This is a genomic window from Streptomyces sp. NPDC046203, from assembly GCF_040646255.1.
Taxonomy (GTDB): Bacteria; Actinomycetota; Actinomycetes; order Streptomycetales; family Streptomycetaceae; genus Streptomyces.
Window position 1 is genome coordinate 1 of record NZ_JBEYZX010000009.1, and the last position, 23321, is coordinate 23321.

Here is a 23321-nt window from a genome sequence, read left to right on the forward strand (position 1 = left end):
GCGTCGGCGTCGGGTCCGGGGTCTGCTCGGGGTCCGGGGCGGTGACCTTCAGTTCGACGGTCGCCGTGCCGCCACCGGGCGCGGTCAGTACCCGGTTCTCCGGGTGCCGCCCTTCTCTGTACGTAACGGGGACGGCGTACGGGGACGTACGACCGCGCCTCGACCGCGCCGGCGGACCGGCGCCGTCAGCCGCGCGGCACCGTCTCGCCGCTCGCCCCGTCCACGACCGTCCGGTCGCCCAGCGGCTGCCGCAGCGTCACCGTCTTGGTGGTCTCCACCGCCGACATCACGCACACCCGGCCGGGCTCCTGCGGCTGCTCCGTGACCCGTACCGTCACCCGGCCGGGCGCCGACTCGTCGGCGGTCGCGGTGTACGTGCCGCACACCCCGCCCCAGAAGGTCACCGAGAGCCGGGTGTCCGCCGCGTCCGTCCGGTACGCGGAGAGTTGCCGGCCGCCGGGGGAGGCGGGCGCCGCCGACGGCGCGGATCCGGTCGTACGGCGGTTGTCCACCGCCGGGCGCACCAGGGTGTGCGGGGCGGCGCCGGGGGTGTCCCGTACCTGGAACAGCCAGGCCGGGGTCAGCGCGTCACCGCCGCCGCTCTCCGGGGCGAGCCCGAGCACCGCGCCCGTCACCCCGACCACGCGGGGCGAGGGCGCGGCGGAGGCGCCGGGGGAGACGGAGGCGCCGGGGGAGACGGAGGCGCCGGGGGAGACGGAGGCGCCGGGGGAGACGGCGCTCCCGGCCGGGTCGGCGGCGCCCCGGGTGATCCCGTTCAGCTCGTCCAGCGCCCGCTGCGCGCTGAGCACCGGCAGGGTCTCGGCCTTCGCCGGCTCCTTCAGCCGCCCGCTGCCGTTCAGCAGGGTGCCGTCCGGGCCCACCTGGACGGTGGTCGACCAGCCGTACGTCGGGAGCCCGCCCACCACCGGATCGACGGTGACGGTCCGCACCGCGCCCCGCGCGCTCTGATGCTCGGCGGACTTCGGGTCGTCCTGGCCGGCGGCCGCGAGCACGGGTGCCACGGCCGCCCGGGCCGCCGTCTCGCTCGCCGGGGCCCCGCCCGCCGGGGGCAGCGCGTCGCCCGCGGGCGGGCACGCCTTGCCCTTCAGACAGTTGTCGCCGCCCGCCACCCCTTCGTACCGGTGGAAGGTCCAGCTGCCCGGCGCCTGCTCGGCGACGCTGAGCCGGGGGCCCGAGCCGTCCTTGTCCGGGCCGACCTGCCACACCCCGCCCGCGAGCCGGGGCGTGCCGCCGAGGTCCAGGGCCCGGGCCAGCCGGGTCACCTCCGCCGAGGTGACCCGGCCTTCCGGCCGGTGGACGGCGGCCGTCGAGGGCCCCTGGGGGAGGGTGCCCTCGGCTCGGTAGACGGTGCCCGCGGCACCGCCCGGGGCGGGTTCGCCCGGGGCGATGCCCGGCCCGCCGGTCTGTCCCGGCGCGCCCTGCGCCGCCGGATCGCTCGCACCAGTGGCACTGGCCGAGCTGCTCGTACCGCCCGCGTCGCTCGCGCCGCCGCCGTCGCCCGAGGCCGTGGCGGCGTAGTACACGCCTCCGCCGCCCACGAGCAGTACTCCCGCCGCCACCGAGGCGACGAGCAGCGAACCGCGCCTGCCCGGCCGGGTCTCCGTTCCGCTCACCACGACTCTCCCTTCCCGAGGACGCCTCTGGGACGGGCGGGGCGGACGAACGGTTCCACCGGGGCGGGCCGCGTCAGGCCGTACGGCTCCACTCGGGCGTACGGCTGCACCAAGACGCCCGGCTCCACCAGGGCGCCCGGCTCGGCCACGGCGCACGGCGACACCCGGGCCGGCGGCCGTCCTGCCGCCGCCGGCCGCGCGCGGGCGCCGCGGTACGGGGTCAGTTCCCGTACTCGGAGGTCGCGGCGATCAGCCGGGCCGAGGCGGCCGGCACCTTCACACCGTGGATCAGCGCGGGGGAGACCGGGTCGGCCGCCGGAGCCGCGGGGGACGCCCAGTGGGGGGCCATCCGCACGCCGTCACCGCGCAGTTCGGCGAGGCTGAAGTCGGACTCACGGGGCTCGCGGGGCTCACGAGGAGCGGGGTACTGGGTCATGGCCGCACCGTACGCAGGCCGGGCCTTCGGAGAAAAGACCTACTCTGGGGTAGTTTCCACTGTTCGGAAACGCGTGCCGCACCCGGTAGCGTGAACTGTCCTCACCGTCGTCCCCACTGGAGCGCCCAGCCGTGCGTATCGCAGTCACCGGCTCCATCGCCACCGACCACCTCATGACCTTCCCGGGCCGGTTCGCCGACCAGCTCGTGGCGGACCAGCTTCACACGGTCTCGCTCTCCTTCCTCGTCGACAACCTCGACGTCCGGCGGGGCGGTGTCGCCGCGAACATCTGCTTCGGCATGGGACAGCTCGGCGGCGGCCCGATCCTCGTGGGCGCGGCCGGCTTCGACTTCGACGAGTACCGCGCCTGGCTCGACCGCCACGGCGTGGACACCGGCTCCGTCCGCATCTCCGAGGTCCTGCACACCGCCCGCTTCGTGTGCACCACCGACCAGGACCACAACCAGATCGGCTCCTTCTACACCGGCGCCATGAGCGAGGCCCGGCTGATCGAGCTCAAGGCCGTCGCCGACCGCGTGGGCGGCCTCGACCTGGTCCTCATCGGCGCCGACGACCCCGAGGCGATGCTGCGCCACACGGAGGAGTGCCGGACCCGCGACCTCCCGTTCGCGGCCGACTTCTCGCAGCAGATCGCCCGCATGGACGGCACCGAGATCCGCACCCTCATGGACGGCGCCGCCTACCTCTTCTCGAACGAGTACGAGAAGGGCCTCATCGAGTCGAAGACCGGCTGGAGCGAGCAGGAGATCCTGGAGCGGGTCGGCCACCGCGTCACCACCCTCGGCTCGCGCGGTGTGCGCATCGAGCGGGTCGGCGAGGACCCGATCGAGGTCGGCTGCCCGGAGGAGGAGGCCAAGGTCGACCCGACCGGCGTCGGCGACGCCTTCCGCGCCGGCTTCCTCACCGGTCTGTCGTGGGGTGTCGGCCTGGAGCGCGCCGCGCAGGTCGGCTGCATGCTCGCCACGCTGGTGATCGAGACCCTGGGCACCCAGGAGTACACCCTGCGCCGCGCGAACTTCATGGAGCGCTTCACCAAGGCGTACGGCGACGAGGCCGCCGCCGAGGTCCAGGGCTACCTGGTCTGATCGCGGCCCCGGCCGCCCGTCGCGAGCCCCCTCACCCGACCCGGGCGAGGGGGCTCGCGCGTGTCCGCACCCGTGCGCGCGTGGCCCCACCCGTGTCCCCTCGTGGATACGCCGGCCTCACGCCACCCGGCGCACCACATAGGCCGTGCCGCCCTTCGGGGACGGCTCCTCGCCCACGTACTCCTGCCCCCGCATCTCGCACCACGCCGGGATGTCGAGCCGGGCCGCCCCGTCGTCGGACAGCACCGTGACCGTGTCGCCCACCGGTACGTCGCCGATCACCCGGGCCAGCTCGATCACCGGGATCGGGCAGCGCCGGCCGAGCGCGTCGACCACCAGCGCACGGGCCGGCTCCGCCGCCGGGGCCGCCTCGGGCCGAGGGGCGCCCAGCCGGTCGCGTACGGCGGCCACGACCCCGGGCAGCACCGCCAGGAAGCGGTCCACGTCCTCCTCGGTCGTGCCGGCGGGCAGCGACACCCGGACGTTGCCCTCGCTCAGCACCCCCATCGCGCGCAGCACATGGCTGGGCGTCAGCGTCGCGCTCGTACAGGACGAACCCGACGAAACGGAGAAACCCTCCCGGTCCAGCTCGGACAGAAGCGTCTCGCCGTCGACGTACAGACACGAGAACGTGACCAGATGCGGCAGCCGCCGCACCGGATCGCCCACCACCTCCACCTCCGGCACCAGCTCCGGCACCCGCGCCCGGATCCGGTCCACGAGCGCCCGCAGCCGCGCCCCTTCGGCCGCCGCCTCCGCCCGTACCGCGCGCAGCGAGGCCGCCGCCGCCACGATCGCGGGCAGATTCTCGAACCCGGGCGCCCGGCCCGATTCCCGCTCGTCCGCCGGGCCTTGCGGGGCGAACCGGACCCCCTTGCGCACCGCGAGCAGCCCGACCCCGGCCGGACCGCCCCACTTGTGCGCGCTCGCGGTCAGTAGCGACCAGCCCTCCGGCACCGGCCCCCAGCCCAGCGACTGGGCCGCGTCCACCAGGAGCGGCACCCCCGCCGCCCGGCAGGCCGCCACGGCCTCGGCCACCGGCTGCTCGGTGCCCACCTCGTGATTGGCCGACTGGAGGGCGGCCAGCGCGGTGCGGGAGTCCAGCGCCGCCGCGAACACCTCCGGGTCCACCGCGCCCGACCGGCCCACCGGCACCTCGGTGACGGTCCCGCCCGCCGCCGCGTGCGCCTCGCCCGCGTACAGCACGGAGGAGTGCTCGACCGCCGACACCACGAGCCGGTCCCCGGCCCGGCGGCGGCCCGCCAGCGCCCCCGCGACACCCGTGTGGACGGCGCGCGTCCCCGAAGGAGTGAAAACGAGTTCGTCGGGGCGACAGCCGACCGCCTCGGCGGCGGCCTCGCGCGCCGCGTCGAGCAGCAGCCGGGCCCGCCGCCCCTCGCGGTACAGCCGGGCCGGGTCGGCCCAGCCCTCGTCCAGGGAGGCCAGCAGCGCCTGGCGGGCGACGGGGTGCAGCGGAGCCGCCGATGCGGCGTCGAAGTACGGCATCCGCCCACGCTATCCCCGGCCTCGCCCCCGGCCTCGCCCCCGGCCTCGCGCGCTCCGGCCGTCCGGTGGGGGCGGGGGCGGCGCGGGGCCCGCGCGGAACGGGAGACGGGCCGGAGACGGGCCGGGCACGCTGTCACGGCGGCCAGAATTCGCCAGAAACACCCATAAAACCCACGAAATCCCACACCGATCCCACCGCGGTTTCGCGCCCCCGGCCCGCCACTTGGCCAAGACTTCGCCAAACCTCGCGGGAGCCCCGTCGCCCCCCATCGGACCCCCGGCCGGGATCGTGGCGGAATCAATCCGTCCGTTCCCTCCCCGGAGTGAGCGACACCTCGTCAAAAGCCCCTTCCGGCCCGGCGCCAGAGGGCCGTCCGGCCCAGGCCGGACGGGCCCCGACACGCCCGGGGCCACCCCTTCGGGGGCTCGGGCGGCGCGTTGGGCACCCTCCCCGCGCGACCCCAAATAGCGTCCAGTAGGGTTTGGTCCGCATAAACATCCAAACCCCTGCCCGCGGCCGGGGCGGCGACCGACCAGCGAGACGGACGGCCGTAGCCGACCAGCGCGGGCCGAGACTCTCGGGAAGGCGCTACGTGAGTCCCAACGGCTCCGACCGCTCGTCGCGGCGCCCGATGCGGCGGAAGCTGCCGCAGGTGCTGACTGCGGGCCTGGTCCTGGCGACAGCCACTGGCTGCTCGTACAACTGGGAAGACTTCCCCCGACTTGGTATGCCCACCCCGGTGACCGAGGAGGCCCCCCGGATCCTGTCCCTGTGGCAGGGATCCTGGGCCGCCGCGCTCACCGTCGGTGTGCTGGTGTGGGGCCTGATCGTCTGGGCCGTCATCTTCCACCGGCGTAGCCGGACCAAGGTCGAGGTTCCTCCGCAGACCCGTTACAACATGCCCATCGAGGCGCTGTACACGATCACTCCGCTGATCATCGTGTCGGTCCTCTTCTACTTCACCGCGCGTGATCAGTCGAAGCTCCTCACGCTCTCCCCGAAGCCGGCTCACACGGTCAACGTGGTCGGCTACCAGTGGAGCTGGGGCTTCAACTACATCGAGAACGTGCCCGGTGTGACCGGTGACGCCAAGACGGCTCCGAACCTCGCGGCGATCCCGGACAAGTTCCAGGAGGAGTTCCCGGCGAACGCGGGCGGCGTCTACGACGCCGGCATCCCCGGCACCCGGAACCCGCAGACCGGAAACCCTGGCCCGACCCTGTGGCTGCCCAAGGGCGAGAAGGTCCGCTTCATCCTCACCTCGCGTGACGTCATCCACTCCTTCTGGGTGGTTCCGTTCCTGATGAAGCAGGACGTCATTCCGGGTCACACCAACGCCTTCGAGGTCACCCCGACCCAGGAAGGCACCTTCCTCGGCAAGTGCGCCGAGCTGTGCGGTGTCGACCACTCCCGGATGCTCTTCAACGTCAAGGTGGTCTCCCCGGAGCGCTACCAGCAGCACCTGAAGGAGCTGGCGGAGAAGGGGCAGACCGGCTACATCCCGTCGGGCATTGAGCAGACGGACCCGGCCAGGAATGCGGAGAAGAACCTACTGTGAGCATCCTCAACGAACCCCAGGGTGCGGCCGCGGCGGAGGACTCGTACGAGAACGAGGTCCCCGTCCGGCGCAAGCAGCCCGGCAATGTGGTGGTGAAGTGGCTGACCACCACTGACCACAAGACGATCGGTAGCCTCTACCTCGTCACGTCGTTCGTGTTCTTCTGTATCGGCGGACTCATGGCGCTCTTCATGCGCGCCGAGCTGGCCCGTCCGGGTACGCAGATCATGTCGAACGAGCAGTTCAACCAGGCGTTCACGATGCACGGCACGATCATGCTGCTGATGTTCGCGACGCCGCTGTTCGCCGGTTTCGCGAACTGGATCATGCCGCTCCAGATCGGTGCGCCCGACGTGGCGTTCCCGCGGCTGAACATGTTCGCCTACTGGCTGTACCTCTTCGGCTCGATCATCGCCGTGGCCGGCTTCCTCACCCCGCAGGGTGCCGCCGACTTCGGCTGGTTCGCCTACTCCCCGCTGTCGGACGCCGTCCGCTCGCCGGGTGTCGGTGCCGACATGTGGATCATGGGTCTGGCCTTCTCCGGCTTCGGCACGATCCTCGGTTCGGTCAACTTCATCACCACGATCATCTGCATGCGCGCTCCGGGCATGACGATGTTCCGTATGCCGATCTTCACCTGGAACGTGCTGCTGACCGGTGTTCTGGTCCTGCTCGCCTTCCCGGTCCTGGCGGCTGCGCTCTTCGCCCTGGAGGCGGACCGCAAGTTCGGTGCCCACGTCTTCGACGCGGCCAACGGCGGCGCTCTGCTCTGGCAGCACCTCTTCTGGTTCTTCGGACACCCAGAGGTGTACATCATCGCCTTGCCGTTCTTCGGCATCGTCTCCGAGATCATCCCGGTCTTCAGCCGTAAGCCGATGTTCGGCTACATCGGTCTGGTCGCCGCGACGATCGCCATCGCCGGTCTCTCCGTGACCGTGTGGGCCCACCACATGTACGCGACCGGCGGCGTGCTCCTGCCGTTCTTCTCCTTCATGACGTTCCTCATCGCCGTTCCGACCGGCGTGAAGTTCTTCAACTGGATCGGCACGATGTGGAAGGGCTCGCTGTCCTTCGAGACTCCGATGCTCTGGGTGGTCGGCTTCCTGGTCACCTTCACCTTCGGTGGTCTGACCGGCGTCATCCTGGCCGCGCCCCCGCTGGACTTCCACGTCACCGACTCGTACTTCGTGGTCGCGCACTTCCACTACGTGATCTTCGGTACGGTCGTCTTCGCGATGTTCGCCGGCTTCCACTTCTGGTGGCCGAAGTTCACCGGCAAGATGCTCGACGAGCGCCTCGGCAAGATCACCTTCTGGACGCTGTTCGTGGGCTTCCACGGCACGTTCCTGGTGCAGCACTGGCTGGGTGCCGAGGGCATGCCGCGTCGTTACGCGGACTACCTCGACGCCGACGGCTTCACCGCGCTGAACACGGTCTCGACGATCGCGTCCTTCCTGCTCGGTCTGTCGATGCTGCCGTTCCTCTACAACGTGTGGAAGACCGCCAAGTACGGCAAGAAGATCGAGGTCGACGACCCGTGGGGCTACGGCCGCTCGCTGGAGTGGGCGACGTCCTGCCCGCCGCCGCGGCACAACTTCCTCACCCTGCCGCGGATCCGCTCGGAATCCCCGGCCTTCGACCTGCACCACCCTGAGATCGCGGCTGTGGACCAGCTCGAGAACCACACCGAGGTCGCGGCCCTCACCGGTGGCAAGGAGGCCGGCAAGTGAAGATCCAGGGCAAGATGTTCATCTGGCTGAGCGTCTTCATCCTCGCCGTGGCCGTCGTCTACGGCGTCTGGGCGAAGGAAGCGGTCGGCACCACGGCGCTGTTCCTGGCGTTCGGTCTGTGCATCATGGTCGGCTACTACCTGGCCTTCACGGCCAAGCGGGTCGACGAGATGGCGCAGGACGACAAGGAGGCCGAGGTCTCGGACGAGGCCGGCGAGCAGGGCTTCTTCGCCCCGCACAGCTGGCAGCCGCTGTCGCTGGCCGCCGGTGGTGCGCTCGCCTTCCTGGGTATCGCGATGGGCTGGTGGCTGATGTACTTCTCGGCGCCGCTGATCCTCGTCGGTATCTTCGGCTGGGTCTTCGAGTTCTACCGCGGTGAGAACCAGAACCAGTAGCACGGCCGGCAGTACCCCGTGACACCCGCAACACCCGCAACACCCTGAGGGGTCTCTTCGCTTCGTCCAACGGAGCGAGGGGGCCCCTCGTTTGCGTCACCCGGCGCGCCACCCCGGGCGATTGTTCCTACCGTGAGCCCATGAACGACATGCCGCGCGCCCGGACTGCCCGGAGCTGCACCCTGCTGGTCATCGCCGTGACCGCGGCCGCCACCGCGTGTGCCGGCTCCGCGGACCGCCCGTCGGCGGCACGGCCCTACGACGCGGCCGCCCAGATCTCGTACAACGCGCCGACGGGCAAGCGGAAGGCCGACCCGGACAAACCCCTGGAGATCAGCTCCAAGGGCGACGAGGGCCGCATCACCGACGTCAGCGCCGTCGACGAGACCGGGCACCACCTGGCCGGCGAACTCACCGCGGACGGCCGTAAATGGCGTTCCACGGGCTCCCTGTCGGCCGGAGCCCGCTACACCGTCAAGGTGGCCACCGAGGACGAGGAAGGCGCTCCAGGGGCCCGTACGCTGACGTACGAGACGGCGGCGGCCAAACGGGCCCTCACCGCCACGTTCGGCCCGGAGGAGGGCAAGTACGGCGTCGGACAGCCGATCACCGCCGAACTGAGCCTCCCGGTGAAGGACAAGGCGTCCCGCGCGATCGTCGAACAGGCCCTCAAGGTCCGCTCCGTACCCGCCGTGAACGGCTCCTGGTACTGGATCGACGACAAGGAACTCCACTACCGCCCCAAGGAGTACTGGCCGAACGACGCGACCATCACCGTCACCGGCAACCTCGACGGCCTGAAGATCGGCGACAAGCTCTACGGCGGCGCCTCGCACCCCCTGAAGATCACCACCGGCGACCGGGTCGAGGCCATCACGGACGCGAGCGACCACTCCCTGACGTTCAAAGTCAACGGAGAAGTGATCAACACCATTCCGGTGACCACCGGAAAACCGGGCTACTCCACCCGAAACGGGATCAAAGTGGTCCTCGGCAAGGAGTACTTCGTCCGGATGCGCGGCACCAGCATCGGCATCTCCGAAGGCACCTCGGACTCCTACGACCTGCCCGTCTACTGGGCCACCCGGGTGACCTGGAGCGGCGAATACGTCCACGCCGCCCCCTGGTCCGTCGGCTCCCAGGGCGCCGCCAACGTCAGCCACGGCTGCGTCGGCATGTCCACCGGCAACGCCGCCTGGTTCTACGAGAACATCACCCCCGGCGACCTCGTCACCGTCGTCAACAGCTACGGCGACACCATGGACACCTTCGGCAACGGCTACGGGGACTGGAACATGGAGTGGGACGAGTGGCGCAAGGGCAGCGCCCTGGTGAAGGACGGCACGGACCCGAACGCGACGGCGGACGCGAAGGCACGCTTGCGCCCCTCCATCTGATTTTCCGGGGTGGTCAGGGCGGGGTCGCGCGTCCGCGCGGCCCCGCCCCCCGCGTCAGTACGCCGCCACCGCCGCCAGGCGGGTGCGCAGGAGGGCCGCCAGGGACTGGGCGAGCTCGACCGGCTCCACCGGATGGGTGACCGCCGCGTCCGCGCGGCTCCAGGTGGCCAGCCAGGCGTCCTGCGGGCGCCCGATGAGGACCAGGACCGGCGGGCAGCGGAAGACCTCGTCCTTGATCTGGCGGCACACGCCCATCCCGCCGGCCGGCACCGCCTCGCCGTCCAGGACGCACACGTCGATGCCGCCCGCGTCGAGCGCCGCCAGGACGGCGGGCAGCGTCGCGCACTCCACGAACTCGACCGGGGGAACATCGGCGGCGGGCCTGCGCCCGGCCGCGAGGCGCACCTGGGCGCGGGTGTTCGCGTCGTCGCTGTAGACCAGAACCGTGGTGCTCGACTGCATCGTTCCTCCGTGAAGGTGGTCGGTCGTTGCGCGGGATGCTACTCCGGACCACCCCGCGTCAACACCCGTTCAACACCCGTTCGAAGGGTGGTGGAGGCCCGCTCCGATGGGCCGTTCGGGCTGGACACAGGCCTCGGACACTCCGAACGGCACCCCCCGGAGTGAGGGCGGGATAAGGGACCGACATAATGTCGGCGTGGCGACAGTAACGACAGTAGATACCGGGCACGCGCACCCGTCGGTCAATCGACCGAACCTCACCAGCGTCGGAACCATCATCTGGCTGAGTTCCGAGCTGATGTTCTTCGCGGCCCTCTTCGCGATGTACTTCACCCTGCGATCCGTGATGGGTCCCGAGTTCTGGGCGGAAAAGGCGCATGCGCTGAACCTCCCGTTCTCCGGGACGAACACCGCGATCCTGGTGCTCTCCTCTCTCACCTGTCAGCTCGGCGTCTTCGCCGCCGAGCGCGGTGACGTGAAGAAGCTCCGGGCGTGGTTCATCCTCACGTTCGTGATGGGCGCGATCTTCATTGGCGGTCAGGTCTTCGAGTACACCGAGCTGGTGAAGGAGGAAGGGCTCTCGCTCTCCTCCGACCCGTACGGCACGGTGTTCTACCTGACCACCGGCTTCCACGGCCTGCACGTGACGGGCGGTCTCATCGCCTTCCTGCTGGTCCTCGGCCGGACGTACGCCGCCAAGAGGTTCACTCACGAGCAGGCAACCGCCGCCATCGTCGTGTCCTACTACTGGCACTTCGTCGATGTCGTCTGGATCGGCCTCTTCGCCACGATCTACTTGATCAAGTAATCGGGCTCCACCTCAGGGTGGAGCGAATCATCCAGCAAGCATCGACGCAGAAGATCCTGACACCGGGGTAATCCGTGAAAAAGCTCTCCGCACGACGACGCCATCCGCTGGCGGCGGTCGTCGTCCTACTTCTCGCGCTGGCGGCAACTGGGGGGCTGTACGCCGCGTTCGCGCCCGCGGGCACGGCCAAGGCCGATGAAACCGCCCAGTCCCTCGCCATCGAGGAGGGCAAGAAGCTCTACGCCGTCGGCTGTGCCAGCTGCCACGGAACCGGCGGTCAGGGCACCTCTGACGGTCCGCAGCTCGTGGGCGTGGGCTCGGCGGCGGTGGACTTCCAGGTCGGCACCGGCCGCATGCCCGCGCAGCAGCCGGGCGCCCAGGTTCCGAGGAAGAAGGTCATCTACACGCAGGCTGAGATCGATCAGCTCGCGGCGTACGTGGCGTCCCTCGGCGCCGGCCCGATCACGCCGACCAAGGGGCAGTACAGCCCCGAGGGTGCGGACGTCGCCCGCGGTGGCGAACTGTTCCGTACCAACTGTGCCCAGTGCCACAACTTCACCGGTGAGGGTGGCGCGCTGACGCACGGCAAGTACGCCCCCACCCTCGACGGCGTGGACCCGAAGCACCTCTACGAGGCCATGCAGACCGGTCCGCAGAACATGCCCTCCTTCCCCGACACCACCATGCCGGAGCAGCAGAAGAGGGACATCATCGCCTACGTCCAGGCTGTCAACAGTGACGAAGCCGACAACCCGGGTGGTCTCAAGCTCGGTGGCCTCGGCCCCGTCAGCGAGGGTCTGTTCGCTTGGATCTTCGGCCTGGGCGCACTGATCGCAGTTGCCATCTGGGTCGCGGCCCACACCGCTAAGGCCAAGAAGTCATGAGTACCCAAGAGAATCCTGAAGAGAACCTGCCGACCGCGCAGGACACCGCGCACGGCGCGGTGAAGGTCGCCGACGACCCGTTCGCCGACCCGGGCCTTCCGCCCCACAAGCCGCGTATCCAGGACATCGACGAGCGGGCCGCCAAGCGGTCCGAGCGTGCGGTCGCCTTCCTGTTCACGCTGTCGATGCTGGCCACGATCGGGTTCATCGCGTCCTACGTGATCTTCCCGGTCGACCAGATCGTCTACATCTGGCCGTTCGGCCGGGTCTCGGCGCTCAACTTCGCCCTGGGTCTGACCCTCGGCGCGGCGCTCTTCTTCATCGGCGCGGGCGCGGTCCACTGGGCCCGCACCCTGATGTCCGACGTCGAGGTCGCCGACGAGCGTCACCCGATCGAGGCGACTCCGGACGTCAAGGCCAAGGTCATGGCGGACTTCGCGGCCGGTGCCGCCGAGTCCGGCTTCGGCCGTCGCAAGCTCATCCGCAACACGCTCTTCGGAGCGCTCGCGATGGTGCCGCTGTCCGGCATCGTCCTGCTGCGCGACATGGGTCCGCTGCCCGAGAAGAAGCTCCGCAGCACGCTGTGGGCCAAGGGCAAGCAGCTCATCAACATGAACACCAACGAGCCGCTGCGTCCCGAGGACGTCGCCGTCGGTTCGCTGACGTTCGCGATGCCCGAGGGCCTGACGGTCCACGACGAGCACTTCCAGACCGAGATCGCCAAGGCCGCCCTGATGATCGTCCGGATTCAGCCGGAGGACATCAAGGACAAGAACGAGCTCGAGTGGTCGCACGAGGGCATCGTCGCGTTCTCCAAGATCTGCACCCACGTCGGCTGCCCGATCTCCCTGTACGAGCAGCAGACGCACCACGTGCTCTGCCCGTGCCACCAGTCCACCTTCGACCTGTCCGACGGCGCGCGCGTCATCTTCGGCCCGGCCGGCCACGCCCTGCCGCAGCTGCGGATCGGCGTGAACGACAAGGGTTACCTCGAAGCGCTCGGCGACTTCGAAGAGCCCGTCGGTCCTGCATTCTGGGAGCGCGGATGAGCACCGTGACTGATACGCAGAAGAAGCCGGCCTCCCGTGGTGAGCGGGTCGCCGACTGGGCCGACGGCCGTCTGGGGATCTACTCGCTGGCCAAGGCCAACCTGCGGAAGATCTTCCCGGACCACTGGTCCTTCATGCTGGGCGAGGTCTGCCTCTACAGCTTCCTCATCATCATCCTGACGGGCGTCTATCTGACGATGTTCTTCCACCCGTCGATGAACGAGGTGGAGTACACCGGACCGTACGTCCCGCTTCAGGGACAGCTGATGTCCGAGGCGTTCAACTCGACCATGCACATCTCGTTCGAGGTGCGCGGTGGTCTGCTGATCCGGCAGATCCACCACTGGGCGGCGCTGATCTTCCTCGCCGGCATGTTCGTGCACATGATGCGCGTGTTCTTCACGGGTGCGTTCCGCAAGCCGCGTGAGATCAACTGGCTGTTCGGCTTCCTGCTGTTCTTCCTGGGCATGTTCACCGGTTTCACCGGTTACTCGCTCCCGGACGACCTGCTCTCCGGCACCGGTGTCCGCTTCATGCAGGGCGCCATCCTGTCGGTGCCGATCGTCGGTACGTACCTGTCGATGTTCCTGTTCGGCGGCGAGTTCCCCGGCGGCGACTTCGTCGCCCGGTTCTACTCGGCGCACGTGCTGCTGCTCCCGGGCATCATGCTCGGCCTGGTGGTCGCCCACCTCATCCTGGTGTTCGTCCACAAGCACACGCACTTCGAGGGCCCCGGCCGGACGAACAAGAACGTCGTCGGCATGCCGCTGATGCCGGTCTACATGGCCAAGGCCGGAGGATTCTTCTTCCTGGTCTTCGGTGTGATCGCGGTCGTCGCGGCCGTCGCCTCGATCAACCCGATCTGGGGCATCGGCCCGTACCGCCCGGACCAGGTGTCCACCGGCGCCCAGCCCGACTGGTACATGGGCTTCGCCGAGGGTCTGATCCGTGTCATGCCGGGCTGGGAGATCAACCTGTGGGGCCACACGCTGGTCCTCGGTGTGATGATCCCGCTGGCGATCTTCCCGGTCGTCCTCGGTGTGATCGGTGTCTACCCGTTCATCGAGTCCTGGATCACCGGCGACAAGCGCGAGCACCACATCTCGCAGCGCCCGCGCAACGCGCCGACGCGCACCGCCTTCGGTGTCGCGTGGATCACCGCGTACATGGTCATGCTGGTCGGTGGTGGAAACGACCTCTGGGCCACCCACTTCCACCTGTCGATCAACGCGATCACCTGGTTCGTCCGGATCTTCTTCTTCCTCGGACCGGTCATCGCCTTCGTCATCACCAAGCGGATCTGCCTCGGCCTCCAGCGCCGGGACAAGGACAAGGTGCTGCACGGACGCGAGTCCGGCATCATCAAGCGCCTGCCGCACGGTGAGTTCGTCGAGGTGCACCAGCCGCTCAGCCAGGGCGAGCGCTACAAGCTCACCGCCCACGAGCAGTACGACGCCGCGGCGCTGCCGCCGGCCGTCGACGAGAACGGTGTGGAGCGCAAGGTCGGCCGCATGGAGAAGCTCCGGGTCAAGCTCAACCGGGGTTACTACGGTGGGGACAACCAGATCGCCAAGCCCACCGCCGAGGAGTTCAAGGAGATCGAGAGCGGCCACGGCCACCACTGATCCCGTACGACTCCCGACCCCCGGGGTGTAAGCCCCGGACCCGAGGTCGCCACGGCGAGAGCCCCGTCCATTCGATGGACGGGGCTCTTTGCCGTTCCCGGGGATCGATAGGGTGGAGACCGGCCTGATCGGCTGGGCCGTCCGATTCATTCGTACGTACACACATCACGCAGGAGCGACCATGAGCGCTGTGCAACCCGCTGGAGGCGACATCGCGGCGGGCCGCTCCTGGCCCGTCCTCCTGAACGGCCTGCTCGACGGCCACGACCTGTCCGCCGACGACACGGCCTGGGCGATGGACCTGATCATGCGCGGCGAGGCGACCGACGCGCAGATCGCCGGGTTCATGGTGGCGCTGCGGGCCAAGGGCGAGACGGTCGCGGAGATCAGCGGTCTCGTCCGCACGATGTACGCGCACGCCAATGTCATCGAGGTGCCCGGCCCGGCCGTCGACATCGTCGGCACCGGCGGCGACGGCGCCAAGACGGTCAACATCTCCACCATGTCGTCGATCGTCGTGGCCGGTACCGGGGTCAAGGTCGTCAAGCACGGCAACCGGGCCGCGTCCTCCGCCTCCGGCTCCTCCGACGTCCTGGAGAAGCTCGGCGTCAATCTGAACCTGACGCCGCGCCGGGTCGCCGAGGTCGCCGAGGAAGCCGGCATCACCATGTGCTTCGCGGTGAAGTTCCACCCCTCGCTGCGCCATGTCGCCGCCGCCCGCGGCCAGCTCGGCATCCGCACCACCTTCAACGTGCTGGGCCCGCTGACCAACCCGGCCCAGGTACGCGCCCAGGCGGTCGGTGTCGCCGACCCCCGGATGGCGCCCATCGTGGCCGGGGTGCTCGCTGAACGCGGCAACTCCGCGCTGGTCTTCCGGGGCGACGACGGGCTGGACGAACTGACCACCACCGCCACCTCCCGGGTGTGGGTGGTGGCCGAGGGCACGGTCACCGAGGAGCGCTTCGACCCGCGCGACGTCGGCATCGACCTGGTGCCGCTGGAGGCGCTGCGCGGCGCGGACGCCGCGTACAACGCCGAGGTCGCCCGCCGGGTCCTGGCCGGTGAGACGGGTCCGGTACGGGACGCGGTCCTGCTCAACTCGGCGGCCGCCCTGGTCGCCGTGGAGCCGGGCGAGGGCACCCTGACGGAGCGGCTGCGGGCCGGCATGGACCGGGCCGCCGAGTCCATCGACTCGGGGGCCGCCCGGCGCGCCCTGGAGCGGTGGGTGGCCGCCAGCCACGCCTGAGCGGCGCCCGAGCCCCCGAGCGGCCCCGAGTCGCTCCGAACAGAACACCTGCGCGACCCCGTTCCGGATTCCGGGACGGGGTTGCGTCGTCCCGAGCGGACGGCATAGGTTTTCGGCAGGTCATGAGTGACAGCGACAAAGCCCCGGCTGGCTGTCCGGCAACCCTCCGTCCGTGGCGGGGTGCCCCGGGTGAAGACCAGGCCGTACGTGCAGCAGCCGACGGCAAGCGCGGACCCCTGAGCACCACCCGGGGTCCTTGGTCCTCCAGGGAGCGGTGTCTCGTGAGCCAGCGAATGCGTTAGGGCCGGGCGTTTTCCCGCCTTCTCGGCCCCTCCCCCTCCGTCAGCACCCGTGCGCGGCGCCCCTTTTCGCGCGCCCTCGCCACACGAGCCGCCACACGAGCCGCCACACGAGCCGCCACACGAGCCGTCGCACGGGCCTTCGCTTGGGCCGTCGTACGTCCGCGCACGTCCGCGTACGCCTTCGCGCGCCCTTTTCCTCCCGGGAGACACCGTCATGTCCGCATACCCGAACGCCGCCGTCCTCGACTCCGCCGCCCCCGCCCCGGCCGCCGACTCCGCCGCCTGCGCCCCGGCCGATTCCTCCGCCGACCCCTGCCGCGGCGGCGACGCCCCGCTGCCCGTCCTCGGCCGGGACGTCACCGTCCCCCTCGCCGCCGGTGGCGAGATCACCTACGCCGCGCTCGACTACGCGGCCAGCGCCCCGGCCCTCCAGCGGGTGTGGGACGACGTCGCCGCGTACGCCCCGTACTACGGCAGCGTCCACCGGGGCGCCGGACATCTCTCCCAGCTGTCCACCGACCTTTTCGAGAACAGCCGCGCCGAGATCGCCCGCTTCCTCGACTGCCGCCCCGGCGACCAGGTCGTCTTCACCCGCTCCACCACCGACTCGCTGGCCCTGCTGGCCCGTGCGCTGCCCGCCGGCTGCGAGGTCTTCGTCTTCGAGACCGAGCACCACGCGGCGCTGCTGCCCTGGGGCGAGGCCCGCCGCACCGTCCTCGACGCGCCCCGCGATCCCGCCGAGGCCGTCACCACCCTGGAGCGGGCCCTGGCCGACCGGGAGCCGCACGGGCCGGCGCTGGTCTGTGTGACCGGGGCGTCCAATGTGACCGGCGAGCTGTGGCCGGTGCGCGAACTGGCCGCCGCCGCCCACGCGCACGGCGCCCGCATCGTCCTCGACGCCGCCCAGCTCGCCCCCCATCACCCCGTCTCCGTACGGGATGTGGACGTCGACTGGGTCGCCTTCTCCGGGCACAAGCTGTACGCGCCCTTCGGCTCCGGCGTGCTCGCGGGCCGGGCCGACTGGCTCCAGGAGGCCGAGCCCTATCTGGCGGGCGGCGGCGCCTCCCGTACGGTGGCCCGCCGGTCCGACGGGGGAGTGGACGTCCAGTGGCACACCACCGCCGCCCGGCACGAGGCCGGTTCGCCCAATGTCATCGGCGCCTACGCCATCGCGTCCGCCTGCCGGGCGCTGACCGAGGCCGGCTTCGACCGGCTCGTCGCCCGTGAGCGCCGGCTGATCGCCGCGCTCCGCGCGGGCCTCGCCGAGGTGCCCGAGGTGCGGGTGCTCTCCCTCTTCGGCGACGACCACCCGAGGGTCGGGGTGCTCTCCTTCGTCGTCGAGGGCTGGGACAGCTCCCGGTTCGCCGCCGCGCTCTCCGCCGGGTACGGCATCGGGGTGCGCGACGGACTGTTCTGCGCCCACCCGCTGGTGCGCGTCCTGCTCGGCGGCGATCCGGCCGAGCCGGGGGAGTGCGGCGCCCCCGGATCCGCCTCCGCGCTCGCCGCGGTCCGGGTGAGCTTCGGGGCGGGCACCCCGGACGAGCACGTGGAGCGGTTCCTCGGCGCGGTACGGGAGCTGGTCCGCCGAGGTCCGGACCGGGACTGACGCTCCGCCGGAACCGGGGAGCCCGACCGCCCGTCGGATCCCCTGGACGGGTGAAGCCGGCCTCCCACGGGGGTGAGGCCGGCTTCATGCCGCGTGTGCGCGGGGCCCGGTGCGGAAAGGTCCGGGCCGGGTCGGAAAAGCCCGGGTCAGGACTCCAGACCGATGGCGAACGCCGCGTCCAGGTCGTGCTGCGAGTAGGCGCGGAAGGCGACATGCGTGTCGGTGCCCTCGACGCCCTGGATCTTGGAGATTTGACCGGGGATGACATCGGCCAGATCGTCGTGCCGCCCCACCCGGACCATGGCGATCAGGTCGTACGTCCCGGTGACGGAGAAGACCTCGGTGACGCAGTCGACCGACGCGATCTCCTCGGCGATCTCCGGGATGCGGTCCACGCTGGTCTTGATGAGCACGATCGCGGTGATCACGGCTGGCTTTCTCCCTCGGTGGCCGCGGCTGGTGGTGTCACTCTAGCCCGCCCGTCCGCGCCGCCCTTCTTCGAGGCGAGCGCCGCGCGAACCCTTCCTTTTCCGCCGAAGCGGACCCACGCGTAGAGGAAGCCCAGCGCGAAGCCGATGACATGGGCCAGATACGCGACCCCCGGTCCCGCCTCCGCCGTGCGCGCCGCCAGCCACTGGATGGCGAACCAGAAGACGAGCACGACCCACGCCGGGAAACGCAGCGGAAGGAAGAAGAGGAACGGGAAGAGACTGGTCACCCGGGAGCGCGGAAACAGATGGAGGAAGGCCCCGAGCACCCCCGAGATCGCCCCCGACGCCCCCACCAGGGTCTGCCCGCTGTCCGCGTGCGCCAGCGCGTACCCGTACAGCGCCAGATAGCCGCAGACCAGATAGAACAGGCCGAATTCGAGCGGCCCCATCCGCTTCTCCGCCATCGCGCCGAACACGTACAGGAACAGCATGTTCCCGAGCAGATGCAGCCAGCTGCCGTGGACGAACAGCGCGGTGAGCGGGGTGAGCAAGGCCCCGGGCCGCAGCCGGCCGAGGTGGGCGAGGTCGTCCGGGATGACGCCCCAGTGCCGGAAGTACGCGCCCTGCGCGGCGAGCAGGGTGTCGCCCGTGCCGTACGAGGGGTTCAGACCGCCGACCGGGCTCAGCGCGAAGAGCAGCACACAGGCGGCGATGAGCCCGTAGGTGACGGTCGGTCCGTCGCGCAGCGTGCGCGCGGTCCGTCGTACCCCCGAGGCCGTACCCCGCCAGTCGATCATGGGCAGATCATGGCGTACCGGGGCTCATCGGGACAGAGTGCCTCGCCGTGACGCGGGGTACCCGTGAGGCCGTAGTGTTACGGGCAGCACTCCCGCAGTCCGACGGCGCACCGCGGGCCCGTAAAGCCTCGTACGGAAAGAGGACGGCACGATGACGGTTCCCCAGCCGACTGCCGACACCCGCTGGCGCTGCACACTGTGCGGCAATCTGACCCGCTTCGACGTGACCCGCTCGTCGAAGGTCGTCGAGTACGTCCATCTGGACCTCGCAGGTGAGCCGAAGGTGGAGGAGCGCGAGGTGGTCAGTGAGACCATCGAATCGGTCCGCTGCCGCTGGTGCAACGCGGTGGACCAGATCGAGTTGGTGGACAGGCCGGGCGCCGCTTCCTGAGAAGCGGCCCGGCGAGGGCGAGGCGCCCCGGCGAGGGCGACGACAGGGAGTGGGTGACGGGATCGTGGAGCAGCCCGCGCACGGTGACGCGCCGGCGGGATCGGCAGGCGAGGCCGCCGAGGTGCTCGACCGCCCGCTGCCCGAGTCCGTACGGCGCAAGGTGATCGCGCTGGTCGCGGACTCCTTCGGCAGTCTGACGCTCGGCGAGCTGCCCGCCCCGCTGCGCCAGTACGCCCGATTCACCGCCTCCCGGCGGGCCAAGTTCGCCGGGAACGCGATGGCCACCGCCCTGGCCGGCGATCCGGTGTTCCGTCAGCGGATCGCCGAGCGGGTCCGGGAGGCGCTGCCCGAGCTGGCGGGCGCCCTGGAGGTGGGCTCCCCGCCCGCCGCCGCGGACCCGGTCGACGTGGCCGCGGCGGCCTATGTGCTGCGCCCGGCCGGCTGGAGCAAGCTGGTGGCCGCGGCCGGCGAGGAGGCCGAACGGGTCGACGCCGAACGGGCCGACGAGGCCGGCCGGCGCGAGCTGGACCGGCTGCGCGAGGAGGTCGCGGCCGCGAAGGAGCGGGCCCGCACCGAGACCGAGCAGCTGCGCCACGACCTGGAGGCCTCCCGCCGGGAAACGGAATCGCTGCACCGGAAGCTGCGCAGCGCGCAGAGCGACGTCAAGCGCGGCGAGGCCGCGCTGCGCCGCGTCCAGGCCGAGAGCGACACCGCGCGCACCGAGGCGGCCGCCCAGGTGTCCGCGGCCGAGAGCGAGTCCCGGCGCCTCAAGGCCCGGCTCGGGGAGGTCGAGGCCGCCCTGGAGGCGAGCCGCCGGGCCACCCGCGAGGGGCGTTCGGTGGAGGACATGCGGCTGCGGCTGCTCCTGGACACGGTGCTCGACGCCGCCCAGGGGCTGCGCCGCGAACTGGCCCTGCCGCCGGTGTCGACGCGTCCGGCGGACACCGTGGACGCGGTGGAGCCGGGCCGGATGTCGCCGAAGGACATCGCGGCCCGCGCGTTGTCCGAGACCGATCCCGCGCTCCTGGACCAGCTGCTCGAACTGCCGCAGGCGCACCTGGTGGTGGACGGCTACAACGTCACCAAGACCGGTTATCCGACGATGCCGCTGGAGAAGCAGCGGCTGCGGCTGCTCGGCGGGCTCTCCGCGCTCGCGGCCCGTTCGGGGGCGGAGGTCACCTGTGTCTTCGACGGGGCGGAGCTGGCCGCGCCGGTGCTGCTCGCGCCGCCGCGCGGGGTGCGGGTGCTGTTCTCCAAGCCCGGGGTGACGGCCGACGAGCTGATCCGTCAGCTGGTCCGGGCGGAGCCGCCCGGCCGTCCGGTGGTCGTGGTGTCCACCGACCGCGAAGTGGCCGACGGGGTCGCCAAGTCGGGTGCGCGTCCGGTCGCGTCCGCCTTGTTGCTGAAGCGGCTTTCGCGTCTCTCGTGACGGCATGTCATTTTCTGACCGGTACGACCGTTTTCTGATCGGCACAGGGTCAACCAGCCACTACGGCCTGTGCGGTGCCGATAAATAAGTTGTCGCAAGAGCGAGATTTCGTCCGTTGGGATTTGAACTGATCACAAGATGGTCACTAGGGTCGACTTCGAACCTACGCGCGGTTGATCGCTCATCCGGAGTGACGGCGTCGGTCCCCGCCTGCCGCTGACCCGTCGGGCGGTGCGAGGAAGAAGGAGCTCGCCTCCGTGGCGTCCCACCGTCGTCCCAAGCAGCCGAGCCGCGCCCGCGTGACCGTGCTCACCGCGACCGCCGCAGCGGCCGTCGCACTCACCGCCCAGACCGGAGCCCAGGCGGCCCCGAAGCCGAAGATCGACGAGGTCAAGTCGAAGGTCGACAAGCTGCACCACGAGGCCGAGGAGGCCACGGAGCAGTACAACGCCGCCGACGAGCGCCGCGGGAAGCTCCAGAAGGAGATCACCGCCCTCCAGGACAAGGTCGCCCGCGGCCAGGAGGAGCTCAACACCCTGCGCGACAGCATCGGCGCCGTCGCCAGCGCCCAGTACCGCTCCGGCGGCATCGACCCGGCGCTCCAGCTCTTCCTCTCCTCCGACCCGGACACCTATCTCGACCAGGCGTCCGCGATCGAGCAGGTCGGCGCCAAGCAGGCCGACGTCCTGCAGACGATCCAGGCCAAGCAGCGCACCCTCGCCCAGCAGCGCGCGGAGGCGGCCGGCAAGCTCGCCGACCTCGAGGACGTCCGCAAGTCCCTCGGCGACAAGAAGAAGAAGTTCCAGGGCAAGCTCGCCGAGGCGCGGCAGCTGCTCAACACGCTGACCACCGCCGAGCGCGCCAAGATCCAGCAGGAAGAGACGCAGCGCGCCAGCCGCGGCGCCAGCGAGCAGCGCGTCAGCCTCGGCAACGAGGCGCCGGCCTCGCAGCGCGGCGCCGCCGCCCTCAGCGCCGCCGCCACCCAGATCGGCAAGCCGTACGTCTCCGGCGCCGAGGGCCCCAACTCGTACGACTGCTCGGGTCTGACCCAGTGGTCCTACCGTCAGGCCGGCGTCAGCCTCAGCCGGGTCACCTACACCCAGCAGAACGACGGCGTGAAGATCGGCCGCAGCCAGCTCAAGCCCGGCGACCTGGTCTTCTTCAACGGCCTTTCGCACGTCGGCCTGTACGCGGGCAACAACACCGTGCTGCACGCCCCGCACCCGGGCGCGTCGGTCCGCTACGAGTCGATGAACTACCTCGGCACGTTCCAGTTCGGCGTGCGCATCTGACGTACCCCCGCCGCCTCCCGCTGCCCCTTCGGGCGGGGTGACATGCCCTCCGAACGAGTGGATTAGGGAAACGCGAAGCGACCTGACGCCCCGCCGGTGACCTGTGGTCTCCGGCGGGGCGTCACTGTGTGTGCCCGAAAGGCTCGTTGGACGCACGGTGAGCAACGGCTACTCTCTGCGGCGCCAGTTGCCGAGCCGATCGGAGCGCGATCCGTGGCGTCCCACCGACGACCCACCAGGGTCACCGTCCTCACCGCAGCCGCGGCCACCGCGGCCGCTGCCTTCGGCGCGGTTCCCGCGCACGCCGACCCGGACGCCGGCGCATCCCACGCCACCCGCTCGCCGCGGGCCGCCGTCGACCGGCTCTACGAGGAGGCCGAGCAGGCCACCGAGGACTACAACCGGGCCGGGGAGCGCGCCGACCGGCTGCGCCGTACGGTCTCCGAGGCCCAGGACCGGCTCGCCCGCGGCCAGGAGCGCGTCAACCTGATGCGCGGCGCGCTCGGCGCCGTCGCCGACGCCCAGTACCGCTCCGGCGGGCTCGATCCGGCCCTCGCCCTGCTGCTCTCCGCCGACCCGGACAGCTATCTCCAGCGGGCCGCCGTCCTCGACCGGGTCGGCGCCCGCCAGGCCACCGTCCTCGGCGAACTGCGCGGCGAGCTGCGCCGGATGGCCCAGGAACGCACCGAGGCCGGCCGCGCCCTCGACGAACTGGTCCGCAGCCGCGCCGAGGCCACCCGGCACAAACGCGTGGTCGAGCACAAACTCGCCGAGGCCCGCCGGCTGCTCGGCTCGCTGTCCGCCGCCGACCGGGCCGGCTACGACCGCTCCTCCCGCTCCGGACGCGACGCCTTCGGCGAGCTGCTGCCCCCGCTCGGCGACCTCGGCTCCTCGCGCGCCGCCGCCGCGGTCGTCGCCGCCCGCAGCGCCATCGGCCGGCCGTACGTGTGGGGCGCGACCGGCCCCTCGTCCTTCGACTGCTCGGGCCTGATGGTCTGGGCGTTCCGGCAGGCCGGCATCTCGCTGCCCCGCACCGCCGCCGCCCAGCGCGCCGCCGGCCGGCGGATCCCGCTCTCCCAGGCCCAGCCCGGGGACCTCGTCACCTACCGGGGCGACGCCAGCCATGTCGCGGTCTACGCCGGAAACGGCCGGGTCATCCACGCGCCCCACCCCGGCGCCCGGGTCCGCTACGACCCGGTGAACATGATCTCGCCGCTCGTCGTCACGCGCGTCTGA

21 protein-coding genes and 1 riboswitch are annotated in these 23321 nt (G+C 71.0%); of the genes, 15 read left to right on the forward strand and 6 right to left on the reverse strand.

The annotated features are described in order from the left end of the window. Window positions 1–185: 185 nt before the first annotated feature. On the reverse strand, window positions 186–1634 hold the full coding sequence (locus tag ABZ990_RS10040; RefSeq protein WP_361228145.1) for a hypothetical protein: 1449 nt from the start codon (window positions 1632–1634) through the stop codon (window positions 186–188). Between the two features lie 220 nt (window positions 1635–1854). Continuing rightward, window positions 1855–2070 carry a hypothetical protein gene (locus ABZ990_RS10045; RefSeq protein ID WP_361228148.1) on the reverse strand — a complete coding sequence of 72 codons (216 nt, stop codon included), beginning with the start codon at window positions 2068–2070 and terminating at the stop codon, window positions 1855–1857. Window positions 2071–2201: 131 nt separating this feature from the next. Between ABZ990_RS10045 and ABZ990_RS10050 the strand changes: the two genes are divergently transcribed. Then, complete coding sequence (locus ABZ990_RS10050; protein ID WP_361228150.1) at window positions 2202–3176, forward strand: carbohydrate kinase family protein; 975 nt, start codon at window positions 2202–2204, stop codon at window positions 3174–3176. Window positions 3177–3293: 117 nt separating this feature from the next. On the opposite strand, the gene ABZ990_RS10055 is transcribed toward ABZ990_RS10050, so the two are convergent. Beyond that, window positions 3294–4682 (reverse strand): aminotransferase class V-fold PLP-dependent enzyme, encoded by a 1389-nt coding sequence (locus ABZ990_RS10055; RefSeq protein ID WP_361228153.1) that lies wholly within the window; start codon window positions 4680–4682, stop codon window positions 3294–3296. Window positions 4683–5275: 593 nt separating this feature from the next. On the opposite strand from ABZ990_RS10055, the gene coxB reads away from it, so the two are divergent. The 4 genes from coxB (at window position 5276) to ABZ990_RS10075 (ending at window position 9763) form a co-directional block, all read left to right on the forward strand. Then, window positions 5276–6241 carry a cytochrome c oxidase subunit II gene (coxB, locus tag ABZ990_RS10060; RefSeq protein ID WP_361228156.1) on the forward strand — a complete coding sequence of 322 codons (966 nt, stop codon included), beginning with the start codon at window positions 5276–5278 and terminating at the stop codon, window positions 6239–6241. Further along, window positions 6238–7971: a cytochrome c oxidase subunit I gene (gene ctaD, locus ABZ990_RS10065; RefSeq protein WP_361228158.1), complete on the forward strand. Its 1734-nt coding sequence runs from the start codon at window positions 6238–6240 to the stop codon at window positions 7969–7971. Before coxB ends, ctaD begins: the two co-directional genes overlap by 4 nt. Next, the gene (locus ABZ990_RS10070; RefSeq protein WP_361228161.1) at window positions 7968–8366 is read left to right on the forward strand and encodes a cytochrome c oxidase subunit 4; all 399 of its coding nucleotides are present in this window, start codon (window positions 7968–7970) and stop codon (window positions 8364–8366) included. Before ctaD ends, ABZ990_RS10070 begins: the two co-directional genes overlap by 4 nt. 140 nt (window positions 8367–8506) lie before the next feature. Further along, window positions 8507–9763 (forward strand): Ig-like domain-containing protein, encoded by a 1257-nt coding sequence (locus ABZ990_RS10075; RefSeq protein ID WP_361228164.1) that lies wholly within the window; start codon window positions 8507–8509, stop codon window positions 9761–9763. A gap of 54 nt (window positions 9764–9817) precedes the next feature. On the opposite strand, the gene ABZ990_RS10080 is transcribed toward ABZ990_RS10075, so the two are convergent. Next, on the reverse strand, window positions 9818–10225 hold the full coding sequence (locus tag ABZ990_RS10080; RefSeq protein ID WP_361228166.1) for a hypothetical protein: 408 nt from the start codon (window positions 10223–10225) through the stop codon (window positions 9818–9820). A 196-nt stretch (window positions 10226–10421) separates the two neighbouring features. Between ABZ990_RS10080 and ABZ990_RS10085 the strand changes: the two genes are divergently transcribed. The 6 genes from ABZ990_RS10085 (at window position 10422) to ABZ990_RS10110 (ending at window position 17745) form a co-directional block, all read left to right on the forward strand. Next, window positions 10422–11033 (forward strand): heme-copper oxidase subunit III, encoded by a 612-nt coding sequence (locus tag ABZ990_RS10085; RefSeq protein WP_361228168.1) that lies wholly within the window; start codon window positions 10422–10424, stop codon window positions 11031–11033. A gap of 74 nt (window positions 11034–11107) precedes the next feature. Beyond that, entirely contained in the window at window positions 11108–11917 is an 810-nt protein-coding gene (locus ABZ990_RS10090; RefSeq protein WP_361228171.1) for a c-type cytochrome, read from the forward strand. Then, window positions 11914–12966 carry a Rieske 2Fe-2S domain-containing protein gene (locus tag ABZ990_RS10095; protein ID WP_361228173.1) on the forward strand — a complete coding sequence of 351 codons (1053 nt, stop codon included), beginning with the start codon at window positions 11914–11916 and terminating at the stop codon, window positions 12964–12966. Before ABZ990_RS10090 ends, ABZ990_RS10095 begins: the two co-directional genes overlap by 4 nt. Next, window positions 12963–14591: a cytochrome bc complex cytochrome b subunit gene (locus ABZ990_RS10100; RefSeq protein ID WP_361228176.1), complete on the forward strand. Its 1629-nt coding sequence runs from the start codon at window positions 12963–12965 to the stop codon at window positions 14589–14591. The genes ABZ990_RS10095 and ABZ990_RS10100 overlap by 4 nt, the downstream gene beginning before the upstream one ends. 181 nt (window positions 14592–14772) lie before the next feature. Beyond that, on the forward strand, window positions 14773–15837 hold the full coding sequence (trpD, locus tag ABZ990_RS10105) for an anthranilate phosphoribosyltransferase (RefSeq protein ID WP_361228179.1): 1065 nt from the start codon (window positions 14773–14775) through the stop codon (window positions 15835–15837). Window positions 15838–15955: 118 nt separating this feature from the next. Further along, a riboswitch (SAM riboswitch) is annotated at window positions 15956–16072 on the forward strand. 281 nt (window positions 16073–16353) lie between these two features. Next, window positions 16354–17745, forward strand: coding sequence for an aminotransferase class V-fold PLP-dependent enzyme (locus ABZ990_RS10110; RefSeq protein WP_361228182.1), 1392 nt, complete (start codon window positions 16354–16356; stop codon window positions 17743–17745). Between the two features lie 146 nt (window positions 17746–17891). On the opposite strand, the gene ABZ990_RS10115 is transcribed toward ABZ990_RS10110, so the two are convergent. Both ABZ990_RS10115 and ABZ990_RS10120 read right to left on the reverse strand, forming a co-directional pair. Then, a complete protein-coding gene (locus tag ABZ990_RS10115; RefSeq protein WP_361228185.1) occupies window positions 17892–18173 on the reverse strand; it encodes an Lrp/AsnC ligand binding domain-containing protein in 282 nt (93 codons plus the stop codon). Then, complete coding sequence (locus ABZ990_RS10120) at window positions 18170–18973, reverse strand: rhomboid family intramembrane serine protease (RefSeq protein ID WP_361228188.1); 804 nt, start codon at window positions 18971–18973, stop codon at window positions 18170–18172. Before ABZ990_RS10120 ends, ABZ990_RS10115 begins: the two co-directional genes overlap by 4 nt. Before the next feature lie 151 nt (window positions 18974–19124). Here ABZ990_RS10120 and ABZ990_RS10125 point away from each other — a divergent pair, with 151 nt between their 5' ends. The 4 genes from ABZ990_RS10125 to ABZ990_RS10140 all read left to right on the forward strand — a co-directional run bounded on the left by ABZ990_RS10125 (window position 19125) and on the right by ABZ990_RS10140 (window position 23321). Further along, window positions 19125–19364, forward strand: a complete 240-nt coding sequence (locus tag ABZ990_RS10125; protein ID WP_361228191.1) for a hypothetical protein — start codon at window positions 19125–19127, stop codon at window positions 19362–19364. A gap of 64 nt (window positions 19365–19428) precedes the next feature. Next, window positions 19429–20793 (forward strand): NYN domain-containing protein, encoded by a 1365-nt coding sequence (locus ABZ990_RS10130; protein ID WP_361228193.1) that lies wholly within the window; start codon window positions 19429–19431, stop codon window positions 20791–20793. Window positions 20794–21050: 257 nt separating this feature from the next. Continuing rightward, window positions 21051–22085, forward strand: coding sequence for an NlpC/P60 family protein (locus ABZ990_RS10135; RefSeq protein ID WP_361228196.1), 1035 nt, complete (start codon window positions 21051–21053; stop codon window positions 22083–22085). A 213-nt stretch (window positions 22086–22298) separates the two neighbouring features. After that, window positions 22299–23321: an NlpC/P60 family protein gene (locus ABZ990_RS10140; RefSeq protein ID WP_361228199.1), complete on the forward strand. Its 1023-nt coding sequence runs from the start codon at window positions 22299–22301 to the stop codon at window positions 23319–23321.